Origin of the sequence: Kosakonia pseudosacchari, from assembly GCF_015167415.1 — a bacterium.
Lineage (GTDB): Bacteria > Pseudomonadota > Gammaproteobacteria > Enterobacterales > Enterobacteriaceae > Kosakonia > Kosakonia pseudosacchari.
In genome coordinates this window covers 3,325,164-3,340,089 of the sequence record NZ_CP063425.1, presented here as the reverse complement: position 1 = coordinate 3,340,089, position 14,926 = coordinate 3,325,164, and the positions used below count along the sequence as shown (strand labels likewise).

At 51.8% G+C, this 14,926-nt stretch carries 12 protein-coding genes; 8 read left to right on the top strand and 4 right to left on the bottom strand.

The features are described from left to right. Positions 1 to 37 precede the first annotated feature (37 nt). Genes IP581_RS15670 through IP581_RS15660 form a run of 3 tightly spaced genes read left to right on the top strand, consistent with a single transcriptional unit; the run spans position 38 to position 3,205 of the window. A complete protein-coding gene (locus IP581_RS15670; RefSeq protein WP_086871050.1) occupies positions 38 to 1,429 on the top strand; it encodes a PTS ascorbate transporter subunit IIC in 1,392 nt (463 codons plus the stop codon). Beyond that, the gene (locus IP581_RS15665; RefSeq protein WP_193820807.1) at positions 1,426 to 2,259 is read left to right on the top strand and encodes a transketolase; all 834 of its coding nucleotides are present in this window, start codon (positions 1,426 to 1,428) and stop codon (positions 2,257 to 2,259) included. Before IP581_RS15670 ends, IP581_RS15665 begins: the two co-directional genes overlap by 4 nt. Continuing rightward, entirely contained in the window at positions 2,252 to 3,205 is a 954-nt protein-coding gene (locus tag IP581_RS15660; RefSeq protein WP_086871054.1) for a transketolase family protein, read from the top strand. The genes IP581_RS15665 and IP581_RS15660 overlap by 8 nt, the downstream gene beginning before the upstream one ends. A gap of 63 nt (positions 3,206 to 3,268) precedes the next feature. Here the strand turns inward: IP581_RS15660 and pta are convergent, their stop codons facing one another. Continuing rightward, complete coding sequence (gene pta / locus IP581_RS15655) at positions 3,269 to 5,407, bottom strand: phosphate acetyltransferase (protein ID WP_086868035.1); 2,139 nt, start codon at positions 5,405 to 5,407, stop codon at positions 3,269 to 3,271. Between the two features lie 78 nt (positions 5,408 to 5,485). Continuing rightward, positions 5,486 to 6,688: an acetate kinase gene (ackA, locus tag IP581_RS15650; protein WP_017458607.1), complete on the bottom strand. Its 1,203-nt coding sequence runs from the start codon at positions 6,686 to 6,688 to the stop codon at positions 5,486 to 5,488. A 336-nt stretch (positions 6,689 to 7,024) separates the two neighbouring features. Here ackA and yfbV point away from each other — a divergent pair, with 336 nt between their 5' ends. The 4 genes from yfbV to IP581_RS15630 all read left to right on the top strand — a co-directional run bounded on the left by yfbV (position 7,025) and on the right by IP581_RS15630 (position 10,726). Further along, positions 7,025 to 7,480, top strand: a complete 456-nt coding sequence (gene yfbV, locus IP581_RS15645) for a terminus macrodomain insulation protein YfbV (protein WP_086868037.1) — start codon at positions 7,025 to 7,027, stop codon at positions 7,478 to 7,480. 172 nt (positions 7,481 to 7,652) lie between these two features. Beyond that, complete coding sequence (locus tag IP581_RS15640; RefSeq protein WP_086868039.1) at positions 7,653 to 8,147, top strand: YfbU family protein; 495 nt, start codon at positions 7,653 to 7,655, stop codon at positions 8,145 to 8,147. 10 nt (positions 8,148 to 8,157) lie between these two features. Further along, positions 8,158 to 8,817 carry a sugar phosphatase gene (locus tag IP581_RS15635; RefSeq protein ID WP_193820806.1) on the top strand — a complete coding sequence of 220 codons (660 nt, stop codon included), beginning with the start codon at positions 8,158 to 8,160 and terminating at the stop codon, positions 8,815 to 8,817. A 76-nt stretch (positions 8,818 to 8,893) separates the two neighbouring features. Continuing rightward, the gene (locus IP581_RS15630; RefSeq protein ID WP_086868044.1) at positions 8,894 to 10,726 is read left to right on the top strand and encodes an SLC13 family permease; all 1,833 of its coding nucleotides are present in this window, start codon (positions 8,894 to 8,896) and stop codon (positions 10,724 to 10,726) included. Positions 10,727 to 10,758: 32 nt separating this feature from the next. Here IP581_RS15630 and yfbR read toward each other — a convergent pair whose 3' ends face one another. Next, on the bottom strand, positions 10,759 to 11,358 hold the full coding sequence (yfbR, locus tag IP581_RS15625; RefSeq protein ID WP_017458602.1) for a 5'-deoxynucleotidase: 600 nt from the start codon (positions 11,356 to 11,358) through the stop codon (positions 10,759 to 10,761). Between the two features lie 79 nt (positions 11,359 to 11,437). Continuing rightward, complete coding sequence (locus tag IP581_RS15620) at positions 11,438 to 12,652, bottom strand: pyridoxal phosphate-dependent aminotransferase (protein ID WP_086868048.1); 1,215 nt, start codon at positions 12,650 to 12,652, stop codon at positions 11,438 to 11,440. A gap of 945 nt (positions 12,653 to 13,597) precedes the next feature. Between IP581_RS15620 and lrhA the strand changes: the two genes are divergently transcribed. Then, positions 13,598 to 14,536: a transcriptional regulator LrhA gene (lrhA, locus tag IP581_RS15615; RefSeq protein WP_193820805.1), complete on the top strand. Its 939-nt coding sequence runs from the start codon at positions 13,598 to 13,600 to the stop codon at positions 14,534 to 14,536. The last annotated feature ends 390 nt before the right edge of the window (positions 14,537 to 14,926 follow it).

The following is a 14,926-nucleotide window of genomic DNA, read 5'->3' as shown; positions in this document are numbered from 1 at the left end:
GTGCACCATGGTGCGACATGTATAAAGCGAGGTGGATATGTTTATCCTTGAAACGCTAAATTTTGTTGTTGATATTTTGAAAGTCCCCTCTGTACTGGTGGGGTTAATTGCGCTGATTGGCCTGGTCGCGCAGAAAAAATCTTTTTCTGACGTTGTAAAAGGCACGGTTAAAACCATTCTTGGTTTTATCGTACTTGGCGGTGGTGCGACAGTGCTCGTCGGCTCGTTAAATCCATTGGGCGGCATGTTTGAGCATGCTTTTAATATTCAGGGGATTATTCCTAATAACGAAGCGATTGTTTCTATTGCGCTTGAAAAATATGGTGCGTCAACAGCGCTGATCATGGCGTTCGGCATGGTGGCGAATATTATTGTGGCGCGTTTTACCCGTCTGAAATATATATTTTTGACCGGGCATCATACCTTTTATATGGCCTGTATGATTGGCGTGATCCTTACCGTTGCCGGGTTTGAAGGTGTCGGTTTGGTGTTTACCGGATCGTTGATCCTGGGCCTGGTGATGGCGTTTTTCCCGGCGATTGCACAGCGTTACATGAAGCGGATCACCGGCAATGATGATATCGCCTTTGGTCATTTTGGTACGCTGGGCTACGTCTTATCAGGTTGGATTGGGAGTAAATGCGGGAAGGGATCACGTTCAACTGAGGAGATGAACCTGCCGAAAAACCTGAGCTTCCTGCGTGACAGCTCCATCTCTATCTCGCTGACGATGATCATTATTTACGTGATCCTCGCCGTTTGCGCCGGACGCGAATATGTTGAAAGCCAACTGAGCGCCGGGCAGAACTTCCTCGTCTACGCGATTATTCAGGCCATCACCTTTGCCGCGGGTGTGTTCATTATCCTGCAAGGTGTTCGCTTGATCCTGGCGGAAATTGTTCCGGCGTTTACCGGCTTTTCCGAAAAACTGGTACCAAACGCCCGCCCGGCGCTGGATTGCCCGGTGGTTTATCCCTATGCGCCAAACGCGGTATTGGTCGGTTTCTTGTTCAGCTTTCTCGGCGGACTGGTGGGGCTGTTCCTGCTCGGCCAGATGAAGCTGGTGCTGATTCTGCCAGGCGTGGTGCCGCACTTCTTCACCGGTGCGACGGCGGGTGTGTTTGGTAACGCTACCGGCGGTCGACGTGGGGCGATGATCGGTGCCTTCGCCAATGGTTTGCTGATCACTTTCCTGCCGGTATTGCTGCTGCCAGTACTGGGTGCGCTCGGCTTTGCCAATACCACTTTCTCCGATGCTGACTTTGGCTTTATTGGCATTGTGCTGGGCAATCTGGCGCGTTATCTGTCACCGATGGTCATTACCGGCGTGGTGGTGGCGCTGTTCATCGCATTAGTGATCTGGAATGTGATGTCGAAAAGCAAGACGACTGCGAGCGATGCAGATGAAAAGAATGGAGCGAAGTCATGAGCACAATTGCAGAAATAACACAATTTGCACGGGACATTCGTGTCGCCACGCTCAAGGCCTTAACGCATCTCGGTTTTGGTCATTATGGTGGCAGCATGTCGGTGGTGGAAACCCTCGCGGTGCTGTATGGCGAGGTCATGCGAGTTGATCCGTCTGACCCCGACTGGCCGGAACGCGACTACTTTGTGCTCTCGAAAGGTCATGCAGGCCCGGCACTGTATAGTACGTTGGCACTGAAAGGTTTTTTCCCGCAGGAAGCGCTGATGACGCTCAACGAAAATGGTACCCGATTGCCAAGCCATCCGGATCGCTTAAAAACCCGCGGTGTAGATGCCACGACAGGGTCACTTGGTCAGGGCATTTCTATCGCGGGCGGAATAGCGCTGGGCCATAAGCTGGCGGGCAGGTCTAATCGCGTGTTTTGCATTGTTGGCGATGGAGAACTGAATGAAGGGCAGTGCTGGGAAGCATTCCAGTTTATTGCCCATCATCGGCTCAACAATCTGACGGTGTTTGTCGACTGGAACAAGCAACAGCTGGATGGCGAACTGGATGAAATTATTTGCGCCTTCGATCTGGAAGGGAAATTTCGCGCCTTCGGCTTTGATGTTTGCACGGTGAAGGGGAACGATATTGCTGCGCTTCTGGATGTGGTGAAGCCTGTTCCGCCAGCGGATGCCAGACCGCGGCTGGTTATCCTCGACAGCATTAAAGGGCAGGGGGTGCCGTACCTTGAGAATCTCAGCAATTCGCACCATTTACGCCTGACGGATGAGATGAGGCAGACGCTAAACGATACCATCGAACAACTGGAGGCGGCGCATGATTAAGGTGGCTGAACCGGGCGGCAAAGACAGCATTGAGATGCGTAAAGTTTATGCCGGTTTTATCAGTGAGCAGATCGAGTCGGGCAGTAACATTATTGCTCTGGAAGCCGATTTGATGAGCTCAATGGCGATGGATGGTGTCCATAAAAAGTATCCGCAACAGGTGATAAATTGCGGCATCATGGAAGCCAATGTGATCGGCACGGCAGCGGGGCTTTCACTGACCGGACGTAAACCGTTTGTGCATACATTCACCGCGTTTGCCAGCCGACGCTGTTTCGACCAGTTGTTTATGGCGCTAGATTACCAGCGCAACAATGTGAAGGTCATTGCTTCCGATGCGGGCGTCACCGCGTGCCATAACGGCGGGACGCATATGTCATTTGAGGATATGGGGATTGTACGCGGACTGGCGCATTCGGTCGTGCTGGAGGTGACAGATGCGGTGATGTTCTCCGATATTCTGCATCAACTGGCAGATCTGGAAGGCTTTTACTGGGTGCGCACCATTCGCAAACAGGCTCCCACTATCTACCAGCCGGGATCGCGGTTTACGATCGGTAAAGGTAATGTCCTGCGCGAGGGGACAGACATTACGTTAATCGCTAACGGCATTATGGTGGCAGAAGCGCTGACCGCCTCGCAGCAACTGGCGCAGGAGGGCATTAGCGCGGCGGTGATCGATATGTTTACCTTAAAACCTATCGATCGTGCGCTGGTGAAGAACTACGCAGAAAAGACCAGGCGGATTGTTACCTGTGAGAACCACAGCATTCATAACGGACTGGGCTCTGCCGTGGCTGAAGTGTTAGTGGAAACCTGCCCGGTGCCAATGCGTCGTGTCGGTGTGAAAGAGCGCTATGGTCAGGTGGGAACACAGGATTTTCTGCAACAAGAGTATGGGCTAACGGCGAATGACATCGTGGCGGCGGCTCGGGAGCTACTGTGAATAAGCGGGGATAAATAAAAAAGGCGACCATCAGGTCGCCTTTTTGTTGCCGGTTAAAGCAAATTACTGCTGGGATGCCTGGATCGCGGTCAGTGCGATGGTGTAGACGATATCGTCTACCAGCGCGCCACGGGACAGGTCGTTAACCGGTTTGCGCATACCCTGCAGCATCGGCCCGATGGAGATCAGGTCGGCAGAACGCTGTACCGCTTTGTAGGTGGTGTTACCGGTGTTCAGATCCGGGAAGATGAACACGGTAGCGCGACCTGCAACCGGAGAGTTCGGCGCTTTGGATTTCGCAACATCAGCCATTACGGCGGCGTCGTACTGCAGCGGACCGTCGATAACCAGATCCGGACGTTTTTCCTGCGCCAGACGAGTCGCTTCACGCACTTTCTCTACATCGCTACCCGCGCCGGAGTTACCGGTGGAGTAGGAGAGCATTGCCACACGCGGTTCGATACCGAACGCGATGGCGGAATCCGCAGACTGAATCGCGATTTCTGCCAGTTGTTCAGCGGTCGGATCCGGGTTGATGGCGCAGTCACCGTACACATAAACCTGTTCTGGCAGCAGCATAAAGAACACGGAGGAAACCAGTGAGCTACCCGGTGCGGTTTTGATCAACTGCAGCGGCGGACGAATGGTGTTCGCGGTGGTGTGCACAGCACCGGAAACCAGACCGTCTACTTCGTCCTGTTCCAGCATCAGCGTGCCGAGAACCACGTTGTCTTCCAGTTGTTCGCGGGCGACGGCTTCGGTCATGCCCTTGCTCTTACGCAGTTCAACCAGGCGAGCAACGTAGCTTTCACGTACGACGTCCGGATCGACGATTTCAATCCCGGTGCCCAGCTCAACGCCTTGTGCAGCAGCGACGCGGTTGATCTCGTCCGGATTACCCAGCAGGATACAGGTCGCGATACCACGTTCAGCACAAATAGCAGCAGCTTTCACGGTACGCGGTTCGTCGCCTTCCGGCAGAACAACGCGTTTACCCGCTTTGCGCGCCAGCTCAGTCAACTGGTAACGGAAGGCCGGCGGAGAGAGACGACGGCTGCGCTCGGAAGTCGCGGTCAGAGAATCGATCCACTGGGCATTGATGTAGCCAGCCACATATTCCTGAACGTTTTCGATACGCTCGTTATCATCAACCGGAACTTCCAGGTTGAAGCTCTGCAGGCTCAGGGAGGTCTGCCAGGTGTTGGTATTCACCATAAATACCGGCAGGCCGGTGGCGAATGCACGTTCGCACAGTTTGCGCACGCTGGCGTCCATTTCGTAACCGCCAGTCAGCAGCAGCGCACCGATCTCCACGCCGTTCATCGCCGCGAGGCAAGCGGCAACCAGCACGTCCGGACGGTCTGCGGAAGTCACCAGCAGTGAACCCGGGCGGAAGTGTTCCAGCATGTGCGGAATGCTGCGCGCACAGAAGGTCACCGATTTCACACGGCGGGTTTTGATATCGCCTTCGTTAACAATGGTTGCATTCAGGTGGCGAGCCATGTCGATTGCGCGGGTGGCAATCAGATCGAAGCTCCACGGCACTGCGCCCAGCACCGGCAGCGGGCTGGCTTCTTGCAGTTTAGCCGGGTCGATATGAATAACTTTCGCTTTAGACGAGTCATCGAAAATTTCAGACAAGTCAGGACGGGTACGACCTTGTTCATCAACCGGAGCGTTCAGTTTGTTAACAATAACGCCGGTGATGTTGGTATTTTTCGCGCCGCCGAAGCTGTTGCGGGTCAGTTCGATACGCTCTTTCAACTGCTCCGGCGTGTCGGTGCCCTGGGACATAACAAACACGATTTCTGCGTTCAGCGTTTTCGCGATTTCAAAGTTCAGCGACTGCGCGAACTGGTGTTTACGCGTCGGAACCAGGCCTTCAACCAGCACCACTTCAGCGTCTTTGCTGCTTTCGTGGTAACGGGCGATGATCTCTTCCATCAGCACGTCTTTCTGGTTGCTGGAGAGTAGCGACTCAACGTGGCTCATTTTCAGCGGTTCTGCTGCAGTCAGACCAGAGTTGGCACGCACGATAGTGGTGGTCTGGTCCGGCGCATCGCCACCGGCGCGCGGCTGGGCGATCGGTTTAAAGACGCTCAGACGAACGCCTTTGCGTTCCATAGCACGGATAACGCCAAGGCTGACGCTGGTCAGGCCGACGCTGGTTCCGGTAGGGATCAGCATAATAATACGGGACACGGTTAATCCTCTTTCGTTACCGTCTTGTAAGACGGGTTACAAAACAGCACCGCCAGCGGGGGCTGGCGGTGTGTGGAATCAGGCAGTCAGGCGGCTCGCGTCTTGCGCGATGACCAGCTCTTCGTTTGTCGGGATAACGACAGCCGGGCGGGTGCCTTCTTTGTTGATAAAGCCAGACTTACCAAAACGGGCAGCCAGGTTACGTTCGTGATCAACTTCAAAGCCGAGAACGCCCAGTTTACCCAGAGACAGTTCACGTACCATGGCGGCGTTTTCACCGATACCACCGGTGAAGACAACCGCGTCCAGACGACCTTCCATCAGCGCAGTGTAAGAGCCGATGTATTTCGCCAGACGGTGGCAGTAAACGTCCATTGCGCGTTTCGCGTCTTCTTTATCTTTGTAGTTATCTTCTACATAACGGCAGTCGCTGGTGACTTCGGTCAGGCCCAGCAGACCGGACTCTTTGGTCAGCATTTTGTTGATAGCTTCAACGCTCATGCCCAGGGTGTCATGCAGATGGAAAATGATAGCCGGATCGATATCACCAGAACGGGTACCCATTACTAGGCCTTCCAGCGGGGTCAGACCCATGGAAGTGTCAACGCATTTGCCGTTACGGATAGCGGATACAGAACCACCGTTACCCAGGTGGCAGGTGATGATGTTCAGCTCTTCAACCGGTTTGTTCAGGACTTTGGCTGCTTCCTGAGTTACATAGAAGTGGCTGGTGCCGTGTGCGCCATAGCGACGAACGCCATGCTCTTTGTACAGTTTGTACGGCAGCGCATACAGGTAGGACTCTTCCGGCATCGTGGTGTGGAACGCAGTGTCGAACACAGCCACGTTTTTGTCTTTCAGGTTCGGGAAGGATTTCAGCGCTTCGGCGATACCAATCAGGTGAGCCGGGTTGTGCAGCGGTGCGAAAGAGGCTGCATCTTTGATGCCCTGAATAACGGATTCGTCGATAACCACAGAGCTGGTGTATTTTTCGCCACCATGCACGATGCGGTGACCGATTGCGGTCAGCTGTGCAGACAGTTCTGGTTTTTGTGCCAGAATAGTGTTAACGATAAAGTTCAGCGCTTCGCTGTGAGCGGCACCTGCACCTAAAGCCGCTTCTTGTTTACCGCCATCAATTTTCCACTTGATGCGCGCTTCTGGAAGGTGGAAACATTCGGCTAAACCAGAGAGGTACTCGTCACCATTAACTGCATCGATGATTGCGAATTTCAGTGAGGAGCTACCGCAGTTCAGAACCAGTACTAACTTACTCGACATGGAAGTACCTATTTATGATACGTGGCTAAAAAAGGTCAGTGAGTCGCACAGCGTAGCGCAGATGGATACTGACAATTATGATTAACATCATGCCGGGTTTACTTTCTGGCATGATGAGAAGAATACATAAAATTTTAAGCTATTTTGCGCAAATTTCAGGCAGTGGCATAATGAGCTTAAATTTGACGATTTAAAGATATTCGTCTAATGAACCGGTCAAGGCCGCCACAGGATACCTGATACCATGTGGGATTGACAAAAAATTTTAACGTTGTCATTCACAGTTGTTGTTTTGCACAAATTTTTTAATTTTTATATGTGAAGTTGAGGTAACCCATGTCCACTTCAGAGAATCGACCCGTCAATTTTTTTAGTTTGTTTCGTCGGGGTCAGCACTATGCGAAGACCTGGCCTATGGAAAAACGCCTCGCTCCGATGTTCGTTGAAAACCGTGTGATCCGCGCAATGCGCTATGCCACGCGCTTTATGCCGCCCGTGGCCGTGTTTACTCTCTGCTGGCAAATTGCGCTCGGCGGCCAGCTTGGACCGGCGGTGGCTACCGCGCTGTTTGCGCTGAGCCTGCCGATGCAGGGGCTATGGTGGCTGGGTAAGCGTTCTGTGACGCCGCTACCGCCGTCGATTCTGCACTGGTTTTATGAAGTGCGCGGCAAGTTGCAAGAAGCGGGTCAGGCGTTAGCACCTGTAGAGGGTAAGCCTGATTATCAAGCGCTGGCCGACACGCTTAAACGTGCTTTTAAACAGCTCGATAAAACATTCCTTGATGATTTGTGAGTTTGAACAAGTTTCGCAATCTCTATAAAAGAAGGCATTTTTGCGATGTCTTCTTTTTTATTTTTCATTCTGTTCTACCCAACACCCCCGGCAAATCAAGAAAGCCGTCTTTTTCAGCAGGTAAACTCAAGGCATCTTTTTTAATGCGCCGATGTGCCACAGGAGTCGAAAGATGGAAATGACCAATGCCCAACGTCTGATCTTATCCAACCAGTACAAAATGATGACCATGATGGATCCGGCTAATGCAGAGCGCTATCGCCGTTTGCAAACCATTATTGAGCGTGGATATGGCCTGCAAATGCGTGAGTTGGATCGTGAATTCGGCGAGTTGAAAGAAGAGACCTGTCGTACTGTTATCGACATCATGGAGATGTACCACGCACTGCATGTCTCCTGGACCAACCTAAAAGATACCAGCACCATTGATGAACGCCGGGTGACTTTCCTTGGCTTTGACGCCGCAACGGAAGCGCGTTATCTCGGCTACGTGCGTTTTATGGTCAATATCGAAGGCCGCTATACCCATTTCGACGCCGGAACCCACGGCTTTAACGCGCAAACCCCAATGTGGGAAAAATATCAGCGCATGCTGAGCGTGTGGCACTCCTGCCCGCGTCAGTACCACCTGAGCAGCAACGAAATTAATCAGATTATCAACGCCTGAGGAGGTGAGTGTGCAGTGTAAAGGATTTCTGTTTGACCTGGATGGCACCCTGGTGAATTCGCTGCCCGCTGTGGAGCGGGCATGGTGTAACTGGGCTGATCGATTTGGTATCGCGCATGATGAAGTACTGAATTTTATCCACGGCAAACAGGCGATTACCTCGCTGCGGCATTTTTTACCGGGCAAGTCTGAAGCAGAGATTGCGGCTGAATTTACCTGGCTTGAACAGGTTGAAGCGGCTGACACCGATGGCATTACCGCGCTGCCTGGCGCGATTGCGCTGCTTCAGCATTTAGATGAGTCAGCGATTCCGTGGGCTATTGTTACCTCCGGGTCTGTGCCTGTCGCTCATGCGCGACATCGTGCAACCGGGTTGCCGACACCGAAAGTGTTCGTCACCGCCGAGCAGGTTACACGCGGTAAACCTGAGCCTGATGCTTATCTCCTCGGCGCACAGCTGTTGGGGCTTTCACCGCGCGAGTGCGTAGTGGTGGAAGATGCGCCGGCGGGTCTCCTTTCCGGCCTTGCCGCAGGTTGCCATGTGATTGCGGTCAATGTTCCTGCGGATGCGCCCCGGCTTGACGAGGTGGATTTCCGACTCACCACGCTTGAAGCGCTTGATGTCGCAAAACAGCCGGACGGGCGGGTGAATGTCACGCTAAAGGCTTGATCCCATGATGTAACCCCACTTTTGTGGGGTTTTTTTATGGCACTATTTCTCCACTATCAACTGACAAGGATACGTTGTGAACGGTGAACTTATCTGGGTACTGTGTCTGCTGGGCATCGCGGTGGTGCTTTTCGCGACGGGCAAAGTGCGCATGGATGCTGTAGCCCTGTTTGTCATTGTTGCCTTTGTTCTTAGTGGAACGCTGACGCTTTCCGAAGCGTTTTCCGGTTTTAGCGACCCGAACGTCGTGTTAATTGCCGCCCTGTTTATCATCGGCGACGGCCTGGTGCGCACCGGTGTGGCGACAAACATGGGGGCGTGGCTGGTCAACATGGCGGGCAGCAGCGAAACCAAAATGCTGGTGTTGTTGATGGTCACCGTTGCCGGGCTTGGGGCATTTATGAGTTCGACCGGCGTGGTGGCAATCTTCATCCCGGTGGTGCTTAGCGTGTCAATGCGCATGCAGATTTCGCCGTCACGGCTGATGATGCCGCTCAGTTTCGCCGGCCTTATTAGCGGCATGATGACGCTGGTAGCGACGCCGCCAAACCTTGTTGTTAATAGCGAATTGCTACGCGAAGGCTTTGACGGCTTCAGCTTTTTTAGCGTGACCCCTTTGGGGCTGGTGATCCTACTGCTTGGCATTATTTATATGCTGTTGATGCGTTTCACGTTGAAAGGGGAGAGTGACGATGCCGCGCGTGAAAGCTGGAAACGCCGCAGTTTTCGCGATCTTATTAAGGAGTATCGTCTTGCCGGTCGGGCGCGCCGTCTGGCGATCCGCCCCGGTTCGCCAATGATTGGGCAGCGGCTGGATGATTTACAACTGCGTGAGCGCTATGGCGCCAACATTATCGGTGTTGAGCGCTGGCGACATTTCCGGCGTGTCATTGTTAACGTTAATGGCGTATCCGAATTTCGTGCCCGCGATGTGCTACTGATTGACATGTCTGCCGCCGAAGTCGATTTACGCCAGTTTTGCGCTGAACAACTGCTTGAGCCGATGATCCTGCGCGGTGAGTATTTTTCCGACCAGGCGCTGGACGTCGGGATGGCTGAGGTGTCGCTGATCCCCGATTCGGAACTGATTGGCAAAACAGTGCGCGAAATCGGTTTTCGCACCCGCTACGGCCTTAACGTTGTTGGTCTGAAACGCAACGGCGAGGCGCTGGAAGGCGCGGTGACGGATGAAACATTGCAACTGGGCGATGTTTTTCTGGTGGTCGGAAACTGGAAACTTATCAGCCAGCTTGGTTCGCACGGGCGCGACTTTGTGGTGCTCAACTTACCGGTGGAAGAGAGTGCCGCGTCTCCGGCGCACAGCCAGGCGGCACACGCTATTTTCTGCCTGGTATTGATGGTTGCGTTGATGCTGACGGATGAAATTCCCAATCCGGTGGCCGCGATCATCGCGTGTATGTTGATGGGCAAGTTTCGCTGTATTGATGCAGAAAGTGCGTATAAAGCGATCCACTGGCCGAGCATTATTTTGATTGTCGGTATGATGCCGTTCGCGCTGGCGTTGCAAAAAACCGGCGGTGTGGATCTGGTGGTGAAAGGGTTGATGGACTTAGGCGGCGGCTATGGCCCGCATCTGATGCTGATATGTCTGTTCGTGATGTGCGCCACGATTGGTTTATTTATCTCTAACACCGCAACGGCGGTATTGATGGCACCGATTGCCCTGGCGGCAGCGAAATCAATGGGCGTTTCGCCTTATCCGTTCGCAATGGTTGTCGCGATGGCTGCCTCGGCCGCGTTTATGACACCCGTTTCCTCACCGGTGAATACACTGGTTTTAGGACCGGGTAACTACCAGTTCAGTGATTTTGTAAAAATCGGCGTGCCGTTCACGTTGCTGGTGATGGTGGTCTGCGCACTGTTAATCCCGGTGCTGTTTCCGTTCTGATATGGCCGGGTTTGTTGGCCCGGCATGTTCAGTTACAGCGGCGAATCCTGGCTGATTTCATCCAGCGACAAATGGAAGCTCGGTACAAACACCTGCATAAAGTAATCCATTTCCGGGCTGCGGCGCGCATCAAGCGTTTTTTCCAGCCGTGATTTAGCCAGCAAGAATTCGTTGTTGCCAGCGGAGAGCTCTTCCAGACACTTCAGATAAGCGCACAGGGCATCTGCCTGTTTCACAATCGATTTTTCTTCTGCGGTGTAGTGATGTTCATCGATCAGCGGCGCAAAAATATCACGCAGTTCTTCCGGCACCATCTCGACCAACTTCTGCTGGGCGATCTTCTCGATGGCTTTATATTCCTGAGCGATTTGCGAATTGAAATATTTTACCGGCGTAGGCAAATCACCGGTCAGCACTTCTGATGCATCGTGGTACATCGCCAGCAGCGCAATGCGTTCAGCATTAACCTGGCCCGCGAATTTACGGTTTTTAATTGCCGCCAGCGCGTGGGCGACCATCGCAACTTGTAAGCTATGTTCGGAGACATTCTCCGTGCGCACATTGCGCATCAGCGGCCAGCGATTGATGAGTTTAAGGCGGGAAAGATGGGCGAAAAAGTGGCTCTGACTCATGGTTAACCTTGTCTGTGACTGCGACCTGAGCCATTGTGCGCAGAGAGTGGGGGAAGATGCAAATCCTCCCCCGGCATCCTTACTGGTGGTAACCCGAGAGGAAACGACCAAAACGGGTAATCGCCATTTCCAGATCGTCTTCACGCGGCAGCGTCACAATGCGTACGTGATCCGGCCAGGGCCAGTTAAACGCAGATCCTTGTACAAGCAGTACTTTTTCCTGCAACAGGAAGTCGAGTACCATTTTTTGATCGTCGTGAATATTGAAGCGTTTAGCGTCGATTTTCGGGAACATATACAACGCACCGCTTGGTTTCACGCAGGAAACGCCCGGGATCTCGTTGATCAACTCCCACGCGCGGTTACGCTGCTCATACAGACGCCCGCCAGGCACAATAAATTCACTAATGCTCTGGTAGCCACCGAGCGCGGTCTGAATCGCGTGTTGTGCCGGAACGTTGGCGCACAGGCGCATCGATGCCAGCATCTCCAGCCCTTCAATATAGCCTTTCGCGTGCTTTTTCGGCCCACTCAACACCATCCAGCCCTGGCGGAAACCCGCGACCCGGTAGGTTTTCGACAGCCCGTTAAAGGTGATGGTGAACAGATCCGGCGCGAGTGCGGCAATGGAGTGATGCTGCGCTTCGTCGTAAAGAATTTTGTCGTAGATTTCATCAGCAAAGATGATGAGGTTGTGCTGACGCGCGATCTCAACGATTTCCAGCAGCAGCTCTTTTGAGTAAACCGCGCCGGTCGGGTTGTTCGGGTTGATAATGACAATCCCGCGCGTACGCGGCGTAATTTTGGCGCGAATATCGTCGAGATCGGGGAACCAGCCTGCCGACTCATCGCATAAATAGTGCACCGCTTTCCCGCCAGAGAGCGAAACTGCAGCGGTCCACAGCGGGTAATCTGGTGCGGGCACCAGCATTTCGTCACCGCTATTCAGCAACGCCTGCATCGACTGCACGATCAACTCGGAAACACCGTTGCCAATATAGATGTCTTCCACAGTCACTTCGCGCATGCCGCGCGCCTGATAGTGCTGCATGATGGCTTTGCGCGCGGAATAGAGCCCTTTTGAGTCGCAGTAACCTTGCGCGCTGGGCAGGTTGCGGATCACATCAACCAGAATTTCATCCGGTGCCTCGAAGCCGAAAGGGGCTGGGTTGCCGATGTTGAGTTTGAGGACCTTGTTGCCTTCTTCTTCAAGACGTTTTGCTTCTTTCAGAACCGGGCCACGGATGTCGTAACAGACGTTATCTAATTTGCTGGATTTTTCGATGGAGGACATGAACCTTTGACCTTTTAGCTGGAATAGCCACTGCCTGCCGTGGAAGTGAGCACGGAACAATGTACTCCCCCGTCCGCCCATTTTGAAGGGTTAACAGGAGAAGATTTTGTCTTAATGTCTCTGATGGTTAACGATTTTTTAACTATTAATTAGGCTTTTTGTTTTTTCTTTTTCTGTTTTTGTTTTATTTTTTGGTTTTTGGTGCTGATATTTATTTTAATTGTGAAATTTTTTACTGTCTAAAGGCGTTCGTTTAGTCGCGGTTTGAGGCGCTTGGGCTACGGTAGAATTCGTTCTCTGCATAAAACCCGCGCGCTGGATTACTGCCTCATTTGGCCAGGCGAAGAGTTGAGTTGGCTGTAAACGCAATGTTAAGCATTATTAATAGTTAGTTCTTCACTTAATTAATAGCGATTTAATATTGAGAATGGGAACGATGACTATCACTAATATTAATAAGATGATGGTGTGGTGGACGCCATTTGTTTGCTTAAGATTATTCGCAATAATGCTTATAAATATAAAGGTTTTAGGTTAAACTCGTGGGGCAAGAAATGGAACTGAGACCAAAAGCCTTGCTTTAGTTAAGGTTTATTTCTTAATTGTAGTTGATTGTTATTACTCGCTTTTAATTCTGACCAGTTATATAGGCTGGTTCTATATGGCGCAGTGCTATGTATAGCCTATGAACGTTGCACAAACATGTTTTTCTTAAAAGGAATAACGCGCTTTGGCATCTTTTATATATCTAAAAGGAATGGCAGAAGGCGAAATAAAGCCATTGAGTTCAGCTTGCGCTAGACAGCGAACTATAAACACCTGAAGACTGCCAGCTTTACCTGGTTATGATCCTGCTGGATGCACTTTTTAAATGGAATTACTTAATCTTACGAGCACAGCATAAACCCGGGTCACTCCGCGCGAACGACCCGTAAGTGAAAAATTATGATAAATGCAAATCGTCCGATATTGAATCTCGACCTCGATCTGCTGAGAACTTTCGTTGCGGTCGCCGATCTAAACACTTTTGCTGCGGCCGCTGCTGCAGTTTGTCGCACACAGTCCGCCGTAAGTCAGCAAATGCAGCGGCTTGAACAATTAGTGGGAAAAGAATTATTTGCCCGTCATGGTCGCAATAAACTCTTAACTGAACATGGTATTCAGTTACTGGGATATGCGCGAAAGATCTTACGTTTCAATGACGAAGCATGTACGTCGTTAATGTTTAGCAATCTTCAGGGCGTCTTAACTATTGGCGCTTCTGATGAGTCCGCAGACACGATTTTACCGTTTTTGCTTAATCGTATTAGCTCGGTATACCCGAAGCTGGCTCTCGATGTGCGAGTGAAGCGTAACCCGTTTTCTGACGAACATGAACAAGAGCACGATGTTGATCTCGTGGTGACGACTCACCGTTCCGCGCAATACGATTGCCTGACGTTGCGCACATCGCCAACGCACTGGTACTGCGCGGCTGAATACGTGTTACAGAAAAGTGAGGCGATACCACTGGTCTTACTGGATGAGCCGAGCCCATTTCGCGATATGGTCATCAATTCGCTGAATGATGCGGATATTCCATGGCGTATGGCTTATGTCGCTTCGTCTCTGTCGGCGGTAAAAGCAGCCGTAAAAGCCGGATTGGGGGTGACCGCGCGGCCGGTCGAGATGATGAGCCCTGATTTGCGCGTGCTGGGCAGAGCCGAAGGGCTGCCGCTGTTACCGGATACGGAATATCTGCTTTGTTATAATCCGCAAAGTCGCAATGAGCTGGCACAGGTGATTTTTCAGGCCATGGAACATTATCAAAACCCCTGGCATTACAGCGGCGGTACTCCTGAAGGAGGAGGCGATCCGCTGGTTATAGAAGGGGATTTTAGCTAACATTCTCTGCCAAATCTGGTAACAAAATGTAAATGCAAAAATGAACCGCTGGCGGCAAAAAAGCGGTTATCGGTTCATTTTGCGCACAGATTATGAATTACAGAAACATCCTTCCTGAAAATTATTCTTTCTTTCAATAATTTAATATCACTCACAGCACGATCTCCTTTTTTCAACTATAGTCTTTCATGCCTGCTGGTCATGTTAAAAATCAAGGCGGATTGTTGCTGTTTCACTGAATGAATTAACAAAAGCGTGTCTCAGATCAAGAAAATACTCCCGTTGAGGGGGAGGAATCCGGACAAAATCCTGTCAAAATAAGCGGGTAATTAGTGTAAAACCTCGCTACGGACACGATTCAACACTAGGATATTTCTTGTGAATGTTTGA

Coding starts and splice junctions, on each gene's coding strand:
- IP581_RS15670 (WP_086871050.1), top strand. CDS start 38: ATGTTTATCCTTGAAACGCTAAATTTTGTTGTTGATATTTTGAAAGTC.
- IP581_RS15665 (WP_193820807.1), top strand. CDS start 1,426: ATGAGCACAATTGCAGAAATAACACAATTTGCACGGGACATTCGTGTC.
- IP581_RS15660 (WP_086871054.1), top strand. CDS start 2,252: ATGATTAAGGTGGCTGAACCGGGCGGCAAAGACAGCATTGAGATGCGT.
- ackA (WP_017458607.1), bottom strand. CDS start 6,688: ATGTCGAGTAAGTTAGTACTGGTTCTGAACTGCGGTAGCTCCTCACTG.
- yfbV (WP_086868037.1), top strand. CDS start 7,025: ATGTCCACTTCAGAGAATCGACCCGTCAATTTTTTTAGTTTGTTTCGT.
- IP581_RS15640 (WP_086868039.1), top strand. CDS start 7,653: ATGGAAATGACCAATGCCCAACGTCTGATCTTATCCAACCAGTACAAA.
- yfbR (WP_017458602.1), bottom strand. CDS start 11,358: ATGAGTCAGAGCCACTTTTTCGCCCATCTTTCCCGCCTTAAACTCATC.
- IP581_RS15620 (WP_086868048.1), bottom strand. CDS start 12,652: ATGTCCTCCATCGAAAAATCCAGCAAATTAGATAACGTCTGTTACGAC.
- lrhA (WP_193820805.1), top strand. CDS start 13,598: ATGATAAATGCAAATCGTCCGATATTGAATCTCGACCTCGATCTGCTG.